The organism is Streptomyces sp. 12E (assembly GCF_055633275.1).
On sequence record NZ_JBVNCJ010000001.1, the window covers coordinates 6,082,336 to 6,097,508 of the forward strand.

Sequence of the window (15,173 nt, forward strand, 5' to 3'; positions counted from 1 at the left end):
GCACGGCGTCGTGGCAGCCGGGGAAGTCCTGCCCCTCTGCCGGTCCGATCGTCAGCCGGGCAGTGTGCCGGCCGTCCCGGCGGTGCGCGGAACGTCCGCGCGCATGCACACGCGCGGCCACCGGTCGAGCCCGTGCGCGGCCTCCTCGGCGCGGATCCGGCGCAGTCCGGGAGTGAGTTCGGGCTCGCTCAGGGTGCGGAAGCCGAGGCGCGCGTAGTACGGGGCGTTCCACGGCACGCCGGCGAACGTGGTCAGCGTCAGCGCGGTCAGGCCCCGCTCGCGGGCGTGGGCGGCGGCGTGGGCGAGCAGGGCGCGGCCCACGCCCCGGCGGGCGGCGCGCGGGTGGACGGAGACCTGCTCCACGTGGAGCGCGTCGTCCACGGGGTCGGCGATCAAGTACGCCACGGGCCGGCCCCGTTCGTCGGTCGCCACCCAGCAGCGGCCCGCCCGGCGGTGGCGTTCCAGCACGTCCAGGGCGGGCGGCTCGTCGTCGGCGACGTCCGGCATGCCGAGGTCGCGGAACGGGGCGCCGGCGGCCCGTTCGACGTCCTGGAGGGCGGGCAGTTCACCGGGTTCGGCGGGGCGGATGCGCATCCGCCGAGTATCGGCGACCGGTGGCGGGCGCGTCGCCGGGATTTCAGGCCCCGTCGGTGTCCAGGGCCTCGGCGGGAGCGTTCACCGGCTGCGGGGCGCCGGTGAGGTCGAGCAGGAACAGCGGGACGTCCAGGGCGTCGGCGCGGGCGCGGGCCTCCTCGGTGTAGCCGGCGGCGGAGAAGTACAGGCACGCGGCGGATTCCGTCAGTGCCGTCAGCCACAGGCACTCCACGTCCCGCGGGGTCGCCGGACGGGCCGACGGGGCGACCCGGGCGAGGACGCCGCGGCCCGCCAGCTCGACACCGGGCGGGGAGTGCCGGCCGGTGCGGCGGACGTCCTCGTGGCCGAGCCGGCGCAGGTGCAGCACGGCGGCCGTGACCGCGTCCCGCGCGGTGGGGACGACGGGGGCCCCGGGCCGCTCCGCCGGGACGGACCCCCGCGGTCCGGCCACCGGGATCCGCAGCACCGTCCCGCACGGGCACCCCAGTTCCGGCCGCGGCCACTCGCCCCGGAACCCGCAGCGCCCGCACCGCACGGTGACCCACTCCTCGTCCCAGGCACGGTGCCCGACCGGGCCGGGCACCCCGTCCGGATCCAGGGCCGGGGCGACGGGCGCGCCGCACGCGCAGGGATACGACGGCGCCGTGTAACGGTGCGAACGCCGGCAGCCGGGACAGCGCACCGGCAGGCTCTCGGGCATGGCACCCCTCCCGTGGTCCGAGGACGGCGTCCATCGTCCTCCACCGGCCCGCCGCGTGTCCGGCACTCGGTCCTCTCCTGACGGACCGCCCCTCGCCGTACCGTCCCGGGGAGCGGTCGCACACGCCCGCCCGCACCGGTCGCCGTGGGCCCGGTTCCGTGGACCGGCTTCCGGCCCCGTGCTCAGTCCGAACCGCCGCCTCCGCCTCCGTCGCTGCCTCCGCCGCCCCCTCCGTCTCCTCCTCCGCAGTAGAGGTGACCGCCGCTGCCGCCACCGCGCAGCGAGGGGCGGAGCAGGCGCTTCTCCCGCAGGTTCACCCGTTCGGTCAGCCCCGCCCGGAGGGCGAAGCGCGGTACGAGGACTCTCAGGGCGGGTTTGCCGTGCAGGGCGACGGCGAGCAGTTTCCGGTCGTCGGGCAGGGCGTGCCGGCTCGACGGGACCGGGAACGCCTTCCGCAGGACGCTCACCCGCCGGCGGGCGGCCCTGGTCGGCCTGAGCAGCGTGGCGCGCAGCATCCCCGCCTCCGCCAGCCCGACCCGCACCTCGGCCAGCGCCCAGCGGACGTCCGGGTGCCGGAGCAGCTCCCGTATCTCGGAGGGCTCCTCCAGGCAGTGGTGGACCGCGCTCTCCAGGTACAGCGCGCGCACCTCGCCCGTGAGGGCGTCCGCCCGCCCCACGGCGACCTCGGCCGCCACGTCGAGGGAGACCCCCGGCGGCGGAAGCGGCGGCAGGGCCCGTCCCGCCTCCCCGTCGACCGCCCGTACCGTGCCCGGCGCGCCCGCCTCGACGGCGCCCCGCAGGTGCAGGGCGACGAGGGCCACCGTGACCGCGGCGCGCGGACCGCCGACCAGCAGGGCGATCTCGTGCGGCGTCCCCCGGACGCGCCCGGTGTCGGTCATGGCGGGACCCCCCTTCGGCAGGGGCCCGCCGCCCCCGTGCCGGCGGGCCCCGTGTGCCGGGAGTGTGCCCGCGCCAGGGGGCGGTCGAAGCCTTCCGGGGCCGTCTTCAGAGGTTCGCTTGAGGGTTCCGTAGCCGGGCTACGGCCGATGCCGTACCGGCGCTCAGGTCGTCTCGTGGTGCTCGGACAGCCCCGGCCAGTCGTCGGGGCCGCCGCCCTGCCACTCGATCAGGTCCGTCCCCTCGACGTCGGTGACGTACAGGTCGGCCAGCCGCAGGATCTCGCCCACGTCGTCGGCGTGCGTGGCGATGCCCAGCGTGTCGTCGCCGGAGGTGACCCGCCGGGAGCCGTCCAGGGCCGGGGCGTGCACCACGATGTGCGGATGCTCCGTGGAATGTGCCATGCCCCCAGGCTGCTGCGCACCGGACGGATCCGCACCCCGGACGCCCCGGGGGCACGGGGTGCGGGGCTCGGGAGCGGGCCGGGGTCCGGGGCCGGGAGGGACGGCCATCAAGGACGGGAAGGACCCGGCCACGCCATGAGGTTGGCGAACAGTTCGGCCTGTTCGATCGCGTCGTCCAGCGCGTGGTGGGTGTGCCGGCGCCGGGACAGCAGCTCACGGGGCATGGCGCCCTTCGCCACGGCCCGCAGCGGCAGCCCCGCCTTGGTGGCGTACAGGGTCTTCATGTCCAGACAGCCCGAGTGCCCGAAGGGACTGGAACCGGTGAAGCGGATCAGGTACCAGTACAGGAACGTCCAGTCGTACGACGCCGGGTAACCACACATCACCGGCTGGGAGCCCACCGCCGCCTCACGCACCCAGTCGGCGAACTCCCGCATCGCCAGGGCCGGCTCGACACCCTCGGCACCGAGCCGGTCCCGGTCGAGGCCGCTCACCGCCAGTGCCTCGGGCACGAACTCGGCGCTGATCGGCCGCAGTTCCCGGTAGAACGTCCGTTCCTCGGGGTCGGCCGCCCGGAACCCGTCGGCGTCCTGCACCCCGGCGACGGACGCGCCCAGGCTCAGCATGGAGTACGGTCCGGGAATGGGCCCGTCGGCCTCGATGTCGACGGAAACGTACAGACTGGGTTTGACGCGTCGTGGGGCCATGGAACGCAAGGATCGCAGGCCGGGACGTGCTGCCGCATCCGAGATCCGCCGCCGGTCAGGCCGCCCGGGCCGCCGCCACCTCCGCCCGCAGCCGGGGCAGCAGCTCGTGGTACACACCCGGGCACAGGGTCCCGCCGTAGTCCTTGTGGCCGTGGAGCCGCGCGGAGGGGATGCCGTACCGCGCGCACACGTACGCGCACAGCCTCACCAGGACGTCCCACTGCGCCTCCGGCGGCACCGCGCCCGCGTGGTAGGCGCCCTCGCAGGCGATGCCGACGGCCTGCTCGTTCTGCCCGGAGGTGTGGGAGCCGAGCACGAAGTCCCGGCCTCCGGTGAGCGCCCGGAGGCTGCCGTGCCGGCCCTCGGTGATCCAGCCGCCCCGGCTGACCAGGAAGTGGTAGCCGGTGTCGACCCAGTCGTTCTTGTCCAGGTGCAGGTCCTGCACCCAGTGGGCGTGGGCGTGCGCCCGGGCGCGGGAGAAGTCGGAGCTGTTGGCGCTCACCGTGTGGTGGACGACGATCCGGCTCGGCCGGTAGGGCAGGAGGCCGACGGCCCCCCGCGGGGGACGGGCGCCCCAGGCCGCGGTGGAGTCGACGTCCGGCTCCATGGCGTCGGCGTCGCGTGCGTGCGCGGTGCCCGGCAGGGCGGCGGCGGCGGCCAGAGCGGCCGCGCCGGAGAGCAGGAGACGACGCCGGAGGGCGCTGTGAGGATGCACGTCACTCCTCGTGAGGAGGGGAGGGGAGAGGGCGGCGGCGGACGACCGCCGGCCCCACCGTGTGATCGCGTGTGCGTCGGGGCCCATGACCTCACGTGTTGTTGGCGAGCGCCAGCAGCCGGTCGCGGGAGCCGTTGAACTTGTCGCGGTCCACGTTGCCCGAGACGCCGGGGACCGAGCCGGTGCTGGTGTACTGCCACACCGTCCAGGTGGGGAAACCGCTCGGGATGGTCGGCGACGCCGCCGAGGTCCAGTGCGCCACCCACAGCGGGCTCTTGGCCGACATGCCGGTCCAGTTGCCGGTGCAGGTGTTCCACCAGCTCGCCGTCGTGTAGATGACGACGTCCCGGCTCGTGCGCGCCTTGTACGTGGTGTGGAAGTCGTTGATCCAGGTGCGCATCTGCGTCGTGGACAGGCCGTAGCACATCGCCCCGTACGGGTTGTGCTCGATGTCCAGGACGCCCGGCAGGGTGAGGTTGTCGCGCGACCAGGCGCCGCCGTTGGCGGCGAAGTAGGTCGCCTGGGCGGCGCCGCTGGAAGTGTTGGGGAGCGCGAAGTGGTACGCGCCGCGGATCACGCCCGCGGCGTGCGCGGCGGGGTAGTTGGTGTTGAAGCGGGGGTCCGTGTAACCGGTGCCCTCGGTCGCCTTCATCCAGGCGAACTGGATGCCGGCGTTGCGCACCGAGGTCCAGTCGATGCCGCCCTGCCAGTTCGAGACGTCGATGCCCTGCACGCCGCCGGTGGAGGCGAGCGGGTCCCGCGTCGGGACCTCGGCGGGAACGCCCTCGTGGATGCGGGCGCCGACGCCCATGTAGGCCTGGCCGGGCTTGATGTCGAGGGGGCGCGGGTCGGGCTGCGGCGCGGCGTTCGCGCCGCCGACGGCGGTGGCCGTGAGCGTCAGCGCGGCGCCGAGGACGCCGAGCGCGGTGGCCGCCCGTCTTCCGGGGCGGGGGACGTGGGGGAGAACCTGCATGGGACTTGCCTCCTGGCACACGTGGGGATGAGAAGGAGGTGACGTCGGCCGCTGCCACCTGGGCAGTTCCGTACTTTTTTGATGTGCGCGCGTCATTAATTACGCACGTGGATGCACGGCCTTGAAGAGTTTCCTGTCCTCTCCGGTGGTCTGGCCCACTGTAGGAGTGGAGAGCCAGGAAACTCGGGAGCCGAAAGGAGGAAACTTTCATCGGATGAAAACAGAACCGGGCCCCGGTTCCCCGGAGCCCGGCCCGGAACTCAGTTCCTTCGCTCCTGCCGGCGCGCCCCGAGCGTCAGCGCGGCCAGCCCCAGCGCACCCGCGGCGATCGCGGTTGCCACGCGGAAGGCCAGCTGGTACCCCTCGGCCGTCGCCGGCACCACCCCGGTGCCCTCGGCGAGCAGCCCGTCCGTCCGGCTCGACGCGAGCACCGAAAGCGCGGCGAGGCCCAGCGAACCGCCCACCACCTGAGTGGTGTTGAACAGTCCGGAGGCGAGCCCCGCGTCCTCCTCCCGCGCCCCCGACATGGCGAGCCCGGTCAGTGCGGGCATCGCGGCGGCGAACCCCACGGCGAGCAGCAGCATCGGCGGCAGTACGTCCGTCACGTACACGCCGCCCACGGGCGCCCGGCTCAGCAGCGCCATTCCGGCGGTGATCAGCACCAGCCCGGACAGCAGCACACGGTAGGCGCCGAACCGGCCCACGACCCGCGCGGACAGACCCAGCATCAGCACGCCGATCGCGACCGGCACGGGCAGGAAGGCGAGGCCGGTGGCCAGCTCGCCGTACCCGAGCACCCGTTGCAGATACAGCGCGCCGATGAACTGGAAGCCGTACATCGTCGCGATCATCAGTACTTGCACGGCGTTCGCCCCGCTCAGCAACCGGGAACGGAACAGGCCGAGCCGCAGCAGCGGACGCGCGGCGCGGGCCTGGCGGAGGGTGAACGCCACGAACAGCGCCAGGGCGAGGGCGGACAGGAGCAGGGTGTGGACCGGGCTCCGCTGACCGGTGCCGACGATGACGTACACGGTGAGCATCAGCGCGCCGGTGATCAGTGCGGCCCCCGGATGGTCGGCGCCCCGCCCGGCCCCCGTACCGGGGTCCGGGCGGTCGGGGGCCAGTACGCGGACCGCCGCCACCAGCGCGACGACACCGATCGGCAGGTTGATCAGGAAGATCCAGTGCCAGCCCAGTGCCTGCGTCAGCGCCCCGCCGAGGAACGTGCCGAGCGCTCCGCCCGCCGCTCCCACGGCGCTGAACACCGCGATGGCCCTGGCCTGCTCGCGCCCCTCGGGGAAGAGCGCCACCAGCATCCCCAGCACCACCGCCGACGTCATGGCCCCGCCGACGCCCTGGACGGCGCGTGCCGCGATCAGTACGCCCTGGTCGTTCGCCACCCCGCACAGCACGGAGGCCGCGGTGAACACGGCGAGCCCTGCCGTGAACATCCGCTTCCGGCCGATCAGGTCGCCGAGCCGGCCGACGAGCAGCAGCAGGCCGCCGAACGGGATGAGACAGGCGTTGACGACCCAGGCCAGCCCCGGCGCGCTGAAGCCGAGGTCGCCCTGGATCGCCGGCATGGCGACCGTGACGATGTTGCCGTCCAGAATCGTCATCAGCGTCCCCGCACACAGCACGGCGAGAGACGCCCAGCGGGAGTACGTTCGTGGCGGTGCCGACGGTGCCGGTGACGCGGTCGAGGTGGACATGGTGGGAAGCCTCCGTCTGCTGCTGCCTGGACCCCATGGGTGCACGACTTGTAACGGGGGACATCGTGGGTGACCATCGGGGTGGCTGTAAGGAGGCAGTTCGATGTCCCAGAGGAACACCGGTGTTACTCCGCAGGTGGTGAACGCGCACGCGTGCCCGGTGCGGGAAGTTCTTGACAGGGTCTCCGGAAAATGGAGTGTGCAGATCCTGGTGGCGGCGGCGCACGGCCCCATCCGCTTCACCGAACTGGAACGCGGCATCGAGGGCATCAGCCGGCGCATGCTGACCCTCACCCTGCGCAACCTGGAACGCGACGGTCTGGTCAGCCGTACGGTCCACGCGACGGTGCCGCCGAAGGTGGAGTACGAACTCACACCGGTGGCCCGCGAACTGCACGAGACGCTGCTGCGGCTGACGGACTGGGCCGAGCGCCACCGGGTCCACATCGCCGAGTCGCGGGCGGCCTACGACACCGAGCACGCCCGCGAACCCGCCGACGCGTAGGTTCTACAGCCCTAGCGGGCCCGGGTCCTTCGCCAGGTCCCGGAAGACGCCCCGCGGGTCCGGTACGAGCTTGCGCCGCTCGAGGTCCAGCAGGCCGCCGACGGCCGTGATCTCGGCGGCCACGGTGCCGTCCGCCTTGGTGATCGTCTGCTCGATGGTGAAGACCTTGCCGCCGCTCCAGGTGAAGGTACAGCTCACGTCGGCCTCGTCACCGGCGAGCAACTCCCGCTTGTAACGGATGGTGGTCTCCAGGGCGACCGGCCCCACGCCCTGGGAGATGAGCCCGGACTGGCTGATCCCCGCCTCCTGGAGCAGCGACCAGCGGGCGTGCTCGGCGTAGTTGAGGTACACGGCCTGGTTGAGGTGCCCCTGCACGTCGGTCTCGTATCCGCGCACGGTCACCCGGACGGAAAACGGCTCGCTCATCGCGTCTGTCCCCTTCACGTCTGCTCGGTCCGGTGCATCACCCACCGATCCTGGCACGCACCTCACACCCGGCGCGGGGAGGCCAGCAGATAGCGCGCCCGGGTCCTCGGCTCCGTGTACTCCCCGACCTGCCAGCCGGCCCCCTCCAGCGTGGCCGCGCAGGCCCACAGCGCGGTGCCGTCCGGCTCGTACACGGCGACCGCCTCCGGCTGCGGGGTCTCCCGCACCCGGTAACCGCCCTCGCCGTCACCGGCCGGGCGATGCCCGGCGGCCTCCAGGGCGAGCGCGGCGGCCTGCACCAGATGCGTACGCTCCCAGCCGCACGGCCGGTCGGTGGCGCCGTCGGGATTGGTCATCCGGCGCAGCTCCAGCATGCCCTGCCAGGCACCGCGCACCTCCCGCAGCCGGGCGGGGCCCGACTCCGGAGCGGGGTGTTCGCCGCCGACGCGTGCGGCGAACACCCCGGTCGCGGCCGGTCCGCCCGTTTCCGCCGGGGCGGGCTCCGGTTCCGGCTCCGCCTCCCGTATCCGGTGCCCCGCCGGGGTCAGGAAGTGGTCGTGCGGCGGCCTCGGATGCCGGAACGCGAGCCCGCGCTTCACCAGCGCGGCGAGCTGCGCCGGCGTACCCCTCAGCCGCCCCGTGCCGGGATCGGCGGCGTCGACGAGGCGGCGCTGCGCGGCGGTGAGCGGCGGTGAGCGGTCGGGTCATCGTCGTCCCGAGGCGTAGGGGAGGAAGGCGGTCCACTGGTGGGGGGCGAAGGTGAGGCGGGGGCCTTGTATGTGCTTCGAGTCGCGGACGTGGATGGTTTCGGGGGCGAAGGCGACCTCTACGCACTCCGGGCCGTCGTTCGTGCTGTAGCTGCTCTTGAACCACTCCAGCGCGGGACCGTTCCCGGACGGGCGGTTGGTCATCATGTCTCTCCCAGCACTTTCTCGATAAAGGCCAGCGACTCACGCGGTGTGAGGGCCTGGGCCCGGATGATGCCATAGCGGATCTCGAGGAGTTGGATCTCCTTGGGGTCGGAGATCAGCCGATTGACCAGCTGGACCTCGACGTGGCCCACAGTGGCCCCCTCCTTCAGCCGCAGCAGTTGAAGCGCCCCAGCAAGCCCCGCGTGGTCCTCGCGGTCCGTGGGCAGCACCTGGATCTCCACGTTCCGCCGCTGACCGACCTCCAACAAGCGTTCGAGCTGTTTCCGCATCACCATTCTGCCCCCGAGCGGGCGGCGCAGCGTCACCTCTTCCTGGACGAAACCGAAGACGGGAGCGGGCTGCTGGTCGAAGACCCTCTGACGCGCCAAGCGGGCCTCGACCAGCTCGTCCACCTGCTCCTCCGTGTACGGAGGCCGCCGCATGCCGTAGATGGCCCGTGAGTACTCCGGTGTCTGAAGCAGGCCGTGCACGACGTGATTGGCGTAGGCGCACAACTCGACCGCATCTTCCTCCAGTTTGGCCAAGTCCCGGACCTTCTTCGGGAACCGGGCCTTCGCCACATCGTTCTTCAGCCCCGAGATCAGCCCGTCCGCTCCGAGGACCCGGTCCGCCGCGTCGAGGAATTCCTCCATCGGGGCCCGGCGTCCGCGCTCGACGGACGAGACCTGTTCCTCGCTGTACCCGATGTGCGTGCCGAGGGCGGCCTGGGTCAGCCCCGCCCGCTCCCGGCACATCTTGATGACCCGCCCGACGGTCCGCAGGACGGCCGCCGACTCCTCGTCCGCCCCGTAAGGTTCCACGCTCATGTCCCCACACCTCCGTGGGTCCAACACACGGCAGGTGCGGGACGTCACGCGTCACGACCCGGACAGGCCCGGACACCTTCCGTACGACGCTCCCGGGTACGGCCGCCCGGGCTGTTCACGACGGAGCCGGGTGACCACGCTGAGCGACATGAACGTCGAGATCGCCCCCGTGGACGAACACACCGGCCCCATCCGCCACTTCCGCATCCGCCTCTCGGCCACCGCCCGGGGGGCCCGGCTCGCCCGCCACCTGACGGCCGGACAACTCGCTTCATGGGGCCGGCCGTACGACTCCGAGGGCAACCGCACGGCGTCACTGCTGGTGGCCGAGCTCGCCACGAACGCCGTGCGGCACGGGCGGGCACGGGGCCGCGACTTCGTCCTGCGCCTGACCCTGTACGCGGAGGACGCCACGCTCCGCATCGAGGTCACGGACGCCCGCCCGGACCGTCGCCCGCCGGTCCCCGGCACGCTCACCCCGGTCGACCCCGACACGGAGTCCGGCCGCGGCCTCCTCCTCGTCGAGGCCCTGTCCACCCACTGGGGCGCGACCGCCGGGGACCCGTACACCAAGACGGTGTGGTGCGAAGTCCCGCTAGGGTGACGGCTGCTGAGGAGCCGGTCGAAGGGGCAGCGGGCAATGGGCGTGGTGGAGAGCTGGTCCCGCGTGATGAGTCTGCTCCGGGAGCACGCCCCGGCCGACCACGCGGATCTGCCCGGGCCCGCCACTGAGGAGGTGCTCGCGTCCGCGGAGGAGCGGATGGGTCTCTCCTTCCCCCAGGACTTGCGGGCGTGGCTGCTGCGGAACAACCTGGATCTCCCCGAGGAGGACGTGGACGACGACGTGCAGTGCTGCGGCTTCGCCGGGTTCCCGGACGAGGGGAGCTTCTTCCTGGGTGTCCGTGCGATGGAGAGGCTGTACGCGAACCGCGTGACGCCCGTGGGCTTCGACCCTCCGGACCAGCCGGACAACCCCTTCTGGCGCAACGAGTGGATCCCGTTCCTGTCCGACCAGGACGGCTGGTCGGGGAAGTTCATCGACGCGCGGGACGGCCGCATCGGCAGATGGTTCGTGGGTGAGATCACGATCACGGGCGAGTACGAGAACCTGGCCGACTACTTCGACTCCCTGGCGCGGACACTGACCAGAATCGTCGACGGGAGTTACCCGGTGTGCCGGGTGTCCGAGGGCCGCCTCGTCTGGTCGTGACCACCTGCACACCATGGAAGCGAGCAGATGCGTCCACCCGCTGAGGCCCCTCGGCTCGGTGTTCGACTTCTGACGCTCCTGACGAGGGTTCCGTCGGTCACGACGAGGTGGCTCTCCGGTTCGGTGCCGTCGTCCGGGATCCCGGTCGTCGTCTCCAGGAACTCCACGACCGCGGCTCCGGCAATCTCCCTGCTCACCGCGCCCGTCTGCGTGGAAGCGGTCGCGCCTCCTACCGACAACGCAGTCGGGACAGAGCCCGAGCCGGGAGGCGAAGGGTTCCCTCGGTCTCCGGGAGTAGGTCCTGCGCCTCAGGCGTGGTGCGGCGCCGCTGGCTAGGGTCGATCATCATGGGAACCACGGAGACTGTTCATCGCGGCACGGCGGAGCGGGTGCGCGACGTTCTCGAGCGGCTCGGTACCGAGCGGGACGTATGGCTGTCGACGGCTCACCCTGATCACGGTCCGCACCAGGTGCCGTTGTGGTTCCTGTGGGACGGGCGTGCGATGTGGATGTGCACCGGCGCCACCTCCGTGACGGCGCGGAACGTCCGCACGGAGCCGCGCGTACGTCTGGCGCTGCCGGACTCCTTCGACGTGGTGCTCCTCCAGGGCGAGGCGGAGTGCTTCCCGGACCGGGAGGTGCCCGACGACGCGGCGGAGGCGTTCGCCGACAGGTTCGGGTGGGATCCACGCACGGAAGAGGATCCCTATCTGTACATACGCGTGGTCCCGAGCACCGTGCGCGCCTGGCGCGGCGAGCCGGAACTGCGCGGAAGAGTCGTCATGCGTGACGGAACGTGGCTGGAGTGATTCCTCGGGGCGGTGGCCTCGCCTCGGTGGTCCGCACGGCGTGATCCACTCATGGTGGCCGTGCCGTTCGCCGCGGCCCGGAAGCCCACCGCCGTGCTCGCGGGCCTGGTCCTGCCCGGACCGGGAGCGCGCGGCACACCGACGACGCCCCGGTGCCCCCGTCCGATGCTTCACGGGAGCACCACGAGGACCGACTTCCGTTCTACGTACGGGAGAACGGCGCCCAGCGGGAGAGCCCGAAGCCGCTGCCCTCGCGGCGGATCTCGAAGGCGCCGTGGCCGGGCAGGTGGGCGGGGAGCACGAGGGCGTTGTGGTCGGCCGCGTAGGCGAACATCCGTGCCCGGCTGGCGCGGGCGCCGTCCTCGTCCTCCTCGAAGCAGCTGTTGAGGTGCGGCTCGTGGATCTGGATCGCGCCGTGCAGCAGGTCACCGGCGAGAACCGCCCGGTCGCCCCCGGACTCGAGGTGGACGACCGAGGAGCCCGGAGTGTGCCCGGGTGCGGGCTCGAGCCGGAGGTCGGCGTCGATGACGTAGGAGTCGTCCCAGGTCGTGACGAGCCCGGCGTCGATCACCGGCTGGACGCTGTCCTCGTAGACGTTCTGGTTCCCCCGGCCGAACCGGGTGCGGTGCAGGTTGTCGGGGTGCCAGTACGTGACGTCGGTCCGCGGCATCAGATACGTCGCGTTCGGGAAGGTGGGCACCCAGTCGCGTCCGTCGAGGCGGGTGTTCCAGCCGACGTGGTCGTCGTGCAGGTGCGTGTTGACGACGAGGTCGACGTCCTCCGGCTCGATGCCGGCCGCGGCGAGGTTCTCCAGGTAGTTCGTGTTCAAGTAGGACCAGATCGGTTGCAGCGGACGGTACTTGCCGTTGCCCGCGCCGGTGTCGATCAGGATGACCCTGCCCTCGCTGCGCAGCACCCAGGACTGGGTGGCGACGCGCGTCAGGTCGGTGCGGGCGTCCCAGTGGTCCGGGTCCAGCAGGGCGGCGTGCCGCTGCCATTCCTCCGGACTGCTGCCGGGGAAGAACACGTCGGTCGTCATCGGCGAGACGTCGGAGAACTCGATGACGCGCGTGATCTCGACGTCTCCCAGTCTCATCGTGGTGACCCGGGGCGCGGTCGGGGTGGTGGGCATGTGTCTCCCTCGTTCGGAGCGGGGGCTGTGACGCGGCTTTCGCCACAGGTCGTGCCATCGACTCTGCGGGCCCCCGGCCGGGGCGACCAGCCCCGCCCCTGCCTACCCCTGACAGGTGCAGGCTACGGGCGTCGCCGCCGCGCATACTGGGCCCATGGACCGCAGATCACCGCTCGGCGCGTTCCTGAGGGCGCGGCGGGCGCGGTTGAGCCCGGACGACGTCGGCCTGCCCCGGTACGGGGACCGGCGCAGGGTGTCCGGGCTGCGCCGGGAGGAAGTCGCGCTGCTCGCGAGGGTCAGCGCCGGCTACTACACGCGGCTCGAACAGGGACAGCCGGTCAACGCCTCGGCGGAAGTCCTCGACGCGATCGCGACCGCCCTCCGACTGACCCGGGCCGAGCGGGAACACCTGCACGTCCTGTCGGCGACGAGCCACCGGACCCGGCGGGCGACGCCCCGCACGGAGCACGTCTCCGGCGATCTGCGCATGCTGCTGACCACCATGGACCACGTGCCCGCCCTCGTAGTCGGCCGCCGCAACGACGTGCTGGCCTGGAACCGCGCCGGGCACGCCCTGCTCGCCGGGCACCTGGACCCCGCCGCGCCCGACGACCCCGGCACCCGGCCCAACCTGTCCCGGCTGGTCTTCCTGGACGCGCCCACCCGCGCCCTCTACCGCGACTGGCCCGCCAAGGCCCGCGCCGTGGTCGGCAACCTGCGCACCCTGACGGCCCGCAACCCCGAAGACGCCGGCCTCACCGCGTTGGTCGGCGAACTGACGGAGCACAGCCCCGAGTTCGCCGCCCTGTGGGACGAACACACCGTCGACCCCTGCGGCCGTGACGTCCACGCCCTGGCACACCCGGTCGTCGGGGACCTCACCGTCACGCAGCAGGCGTTCCAGGTCCCGCAGGAACCGCACCAGTCCCTCGTCACCCTCACCGCGGAGCCCGCGTCCGCATCCTCCGCGGCGCTGACGGTGCTGCAACAGGCCTGCGGCATCGGCAAGGGCGCGGGACCTAACCCGTGAACTCGGGCCGCTGGTAGGGCGTCCACCAGCTCAGCAGCCCCCAGATCCCGAGCGCGAGCGCGCCCGCCGCGACCACGGCCGCGAGCCACGGGCGGCGCAGCACGCGCAGGGCGAGCAGCCAGGCGACGAGCGGGACGAGCGCGCCGCCGGCGGCGACGAAGGGGAGGTCGACGTAGAGGACGCTCAGGTCCCGGTGCATGCCCTCGAAGCCGCCGTGGACGCTGACGCGCGCCCGCGGCGCCCAGGCGAGCACCGCGACCACCGCGCCGAACGCCGCCAGGAGGATGCCCGCACAGCCCAGTCTCTCTTCCCGCACACCTTGATCCGACGCGATCGTCCCGGCGGTGGTTCCCGGCCGCTACTGCCGGTATCCGCTCAGGAACCGCCCGATCCGGCCGATCGCCGTCTCCAGGACGTCCGCGTGGGGGAGGGTGAGGATGCGGAAGTGGTCGGGGGAGGGCCAGTTGAAGCCGGTTCCCTGGACGACCTGGATCTTCTCCCGCAGCAGCAGGTCGAGGACGAACTTCTCGTCGTCGTGGATCCTGTGCACCGCGGGGTCCAGCCGCGCGAACGCGTACAGCGCGCCCTTCGGCTTCACGCAGCTCACGCCGGGGATCTCGTTCAGCTTCTCCCAGGCCACGTCCCGCTGTTCGCGCAGCCGTCCGCCGGGCGCGGTGAGCTCGTGGATGGACTGCCGGCCGCCGAGGGCGGCCTGGATGGCGTACTGGGCGGGCGCGTTGGCGCACAGCCGCATGGAGGCCAGCATGGTCAGGCCCTCCAGGTAGTCCTTCGCGTGCTGCTTGGGGCCGGTGACCACCAGCCAGCCGGAGCGGAAGCCCGCCACGCGGTAGGTCTTGGACAGGCCGCAGAAGGTGAGGACGACCAGGTCGGGGGCGAGCGCGGCGGCCGAGTGGTGCACGGCGTCGTCGTAGAGGATCTGGTCGTAGATCTCGTCGGCGAGGACCATCAGGCCGTGCCTGCGGGCCAGGTCGAGGATGCCCTCGACGATCTCCTTCGGATAGACCGCGCCGGTGGGGTTGTTGGGGTTGATGACGACCACGGCCCTGGTGCGGTCCGTGATCTTCGCGGCCATGTCGTCCAGGTCCGGGTACCAGTCGGCCTGTTCGTCGCACAGGTAGTGGACCGCCTTGCCGCCCGCGAGGTTCGTCACCGCGGTCCACAGGGGGAAGTCCGGCGCGGGAATGAGGACTTCGTCGCCGTCCTCCAGCAGGGCCTGTACGGCCATGGAGATCAGCTCGGAGACGCCGTTGCCGAGGAAGACGTCGTCGACGTCGACCTCCAGGCCCAGGGTCTGGTAGCGCTGGGCCACCGCGCGGCGGGCGGGGAGGACGCCCCGGGAGTCGGTGTAGCCGTGTGCTTTGGGGAGCATCCGGATCATGTCCTGGACGATCTCCTCCGGCGCCTCGAAACCGAACAGGGCCGGGTTGCCGGTGTTCAGGCGCAGCACGCTGTGCCCCGCCTCCTCCAGTGCGTTGGCGTGCTCGATCACCGGGCCGCGGATCTCGTAACAGACCTCGCTGAGCTTGCTCGACTGCCGGAACTCCATGCGCCGCTTCCCCTCACGTCGTGTTGCTTGGTTTTACCAAGTGAGAGCTTGGAA

At 72.3% G+C, this 15,173-nt stretch carries 19 protein-coding genes and 1 pseudogene; 5 read left to right on the forward strand and 15 right to left on the reverse strand.

The annotated features are described in order from the left end of the window. Positions 1 to 51 precede the first annotated feature (51 nt). The 8 genes from ACZ8ZB_RS27880 to ACZ8ZB_RS27915 all read right to left on the reverse strand — a co-directional run bounded on the left by ACZ8ZB_RS27880 (position 52) and on the right by ACZ8ZB_RS27915 (position 6,609). Positions 52 to 594, reverse strand: coding sequence for a GNAT family N-acetyltransferase (locus ACZ8ZB_RS27880; RefSeq protein ID WP_470740373.1), 543 nt, complete (start codon positions 592 to 594; stop codon positions 52 to 54). Between the two features lie 43 nt (positions 595 to 637). Continuing rightward, positions 638 to 1,294 carry a hypothetical protein gene (locus tag ACZ8ZB_RS27885; protein WP_470740374.1) on the reverse strand — a complete coding sequence of 219 codons (657 nt, stop codon included), beginning with the start codon at positions 1,292 to 1,294 and terminating at the stop codon, positions 638 to 640. Between the two features lie 182 nt (positions 1,295 to 1,476). Beyond that, on the reverse strand, positions 1,477 to 2,193 hold the full coding sequence (locus ACZ8ZB_RS27890) for a TIGR04222 domain-containing membrane protein (RefSeq protein ID WP_470740375.1): 717 nt from the start codon (positions 2,191 to 2,193) through the stop codon (positions 1,477 to 1,479). 162 nt (positions 2,194 to 2,355) lie between these two features. Then, the gene (locus ACZ8ZB_RS27895; protein ID WP_470740376.1) at positions 2,356 to 2,595 is read right to left on the reverse strand and encodes a hypothetical protein; all 240 of its coding nucleotides are present in this window, start codon (positions 2,593 to 2,595) and stop codon (positions 2,356 to 2,358) included. 107 nt (positions 2,596 to 2,702) lie between these two features. Then, positions 2,703 to 3,302, reverse strand: a complete 600-nt coding sequence (locus ACZ8ZB_RS27900) for a 3'-5' exonuclease (RefSeq protein WP_470740377.1) — start codon at positions 3,300 to 3,302, stop codon at positions 2,703 to 2,705. Positions 3,303 to 3,357: 55 nt separating this feature from the next. After that, positions 3,358 to 4,017, reverse strand: coding sequence for a peptidoglycan recognition protein family protein (locus tag ACZ8ZB_RS27905; protein ID WP_470740378.1), 660 nt, complete (start codon positions 4,015 to 4,017; stop codon positions 3,358 to 3,360). A gap of 91 nt (positions 4,018 to 4,108) precedes the next feature. After that, positions 4,109 to 4,990 carry a lysozyme gene (locus ACZ8ZB_RS27910; RefSeq protein ID WP_470740379.1) on the reverse strand — a complete coding sequence of 294 codons (882 nt, stop codon included), beginning with the start codon at positions 4,988 to 4,990 and terminating at the stop codon, positions 4,109 to 4,111. 260 nt (positions 4,991 to 5,250) lie between these two features. Further along, a complete protein-coding gene (locus ACZ8ZB_RS27915; protein ID WP_470740380.1) occupies positions 5,251 to 6,609 on the reverse strand; it encodes an MFS transporter in 1,359 nt (452 codons plus the stop codon). 196 nt (positions 6,610 to 6,805) lie between these two features. Between ACZ8ZB_RS27915 and ACZ8ZB_RS27920 the strand changes: the two genes are divergently transcribed. Then, positions 6,806 to 7,207 (forward strand): winged helix-turn-helix transcriptional regulator, encoded by a 402-nt coding sequence (locus tag ACZ8ZB_RS27920; protein WP_470740381.1) that lies wholly within the window; start codon positions 6,806 to 6,808, stop codon positions 7,205 to 7,207. Between the two features lie 3 nt (positions 7,208 to 7,210). Here ACZ8ZB_RS27920 and ACZ8ZB_RS27925 read toward each other — a convergent pair whose 3' ends face one another. The 4 genes and pseudogenes from ACZ8ZB_RS27925 to ACZ8ZB_RS27940 form a co-directional block, all read right to left on the reverse strand. Continuing rightward, positions 7,211 to 7,633, reverse strand: coding sequence for an acyl-CoA thioesterase (locus ACZ8ZB_RS27925; protein WP_470740382.1), 423 nt, complete (start codon positions 7,631 to 7,633; stop codon positions 7,211 to 7,213). A 62-nt stretch (positions 7,634 to 7,695) separates the two neighbouring features. Further along, a pseudogene (locus ACZ8ZB_RS27930) lies at positions 7,696 to 8,322 on the reverse strand (hypothetical protein); the annotation flags it as partial. A gap of 15 nt (positions 8,323 to 8,337) precedes the next feature. Continuing rightward, entirely contained in the window at positions 8,338 to 8,544 is a 207-nt protein-coding gene (locus ACZ8ZB_RS27935; RefSeq protein ID WP_470741597.1) for a DUF397 domain-containing protein, read from the reverse strand. Further along, positions 8,544 to 9,371: a helix-turn-helix domain-containing protein gene (locus ACZ8ZB_RS27940; RefSeq protein WP_470740383.1), complete on the reverse strand. Its 828-nt coding sequence runs from the start codon at positions 9,369 to 9,371 to the stop codon at positions 8,544 to 8,546. The genes ACZ8ZB_RS27935 and ACZ8ZB_RS27940 overlap by 1 nt, the downstream gene beginning before the upstream one ends. A 148-nt stretch (positions 9,372 to 9,519) precedes the next feature. Between ACZ8ZB_RS27940 and ACZ8ZB_RS27945 the strand changes: the two genes are divergently transcribed. The 3 genes from ACZ8ZB_RS27945 (at position 9,520) to ACZ8ZB_RS27955 (ending at position 11,390) form a co-directional block, all read left to right on the forward strand. Beyond that, complete coding sequence (locus tag ACZ8ZB_RS27945; RefSeq protein ID WP_470741598.1) at positions 9,520 to 9,975, forward strand: ATP-binding protein; 456 nt, start codon at positions 9,520 to 9,522, stop codon at positions 9,973 to 9,975. 36 nt (positions 9,976 to 10,011) lie between these two features. Further along, positions 10,012 to 10,581, forward strand: a complete 570-nt coding sequence (locus ACZ8ZB_RS27950) for an SMI1/KNR4 family protein (protein ID WP_470740384.1) — start codon at positions 10,012 to 10,014, stop codon at positions 10,579 to 10,581. Positions 10,582 to 10,928: 347 nt separating this feature from the next. After that, the gene (locus tag ACZ8ZB_RS27955; RefSeq protein ID WP_470740385.1) at positions 10,929 to 11,390 is read left to right on the forward strand and encodes a pyridoxamine 5'-phosphate oxidase family protein; all 462 of its coding nucleotides are present in this window, start codon (positions 10,929 to 10,931) and stop codon (positions 11,388 to 11,390) included. 202 nt (positions 11,391 to 11,592) lie between these two features. On the opposite strand, the gene ACZ8ZB_RS27960 is transcribed toward ACZ8ZB_RS27955, so the two are convergent. Next, positions 11,593 to 12,522 (reverse strand): MBL fold metallo-hydrolase, encoded by a 930-nt coding sequence (locus tag ACZ8ZB_RS27960; protein WP_470740386.1) that lies wholly within the window; start codon positions 12,520 to 12,522, stop codon positions 11,593 to 11,595. Positions 12,523 to 12,676: 154 nt separating this feature from the next. Between ACZ8ZB_RS27960 and ACZ8ZB_RS27965 the strand changes: the two genes are divergently transcribed. Beyond that, the gene (locus ACZ8ZB_RS27965) at positions 12,677 to 13,552 is read left to right on the forward strand and encodes a helix-turn-helix transcriptional regulator (RefSeq protein ID WP_470740387.1); all 876 of its coding nucleotides are present in this window, start codon (positions 12,677 to 12,679) and stop codon (positions 13,550 to 13,552) included. On the opposite strand, the gene ACZ8ZB_RS27970 is transcribed toward ACZ8ZB_RS27965, so the two are convergent. Both ACZ8ZB_RS27970 and ACZ8ZB_RS27975 read right to left on the reverse strand, forming a co-directional pair. Next, positions 13,542 to 13,868, reverse strand: a complete 327-nt coding sequence (locus tag ACZ8ZB_RS27970) for a hypothetical protein (RefSeq protein ID WP_470740388.1) — start codon at positions 13,866 to 13,868, stop codon at positions 13,542 to 13,544. The two genes, ACZ8ZB_RS27965 and ACZ8ZB_RS27970, sit on opposite strands and share 11 nt — an antisense overlap. A 42-nt stretch (positions 13,869 to 13,910) precedes the next feature. Next, positions 13,911 to 15,119, reverse strand: a complete 1,209-nt coding sequence (locus tag ACZ8ZB_RS27975) for a pyridoxal phosphate-dependent aminotransferase (RefSeq protein WP_470740389.1) — start codon at positions 15,117 to 15,119, stop codon at positions 13,911 to 13,913. Positions 15,120 to 15,173: the final 54 nt, after the last annotated feature.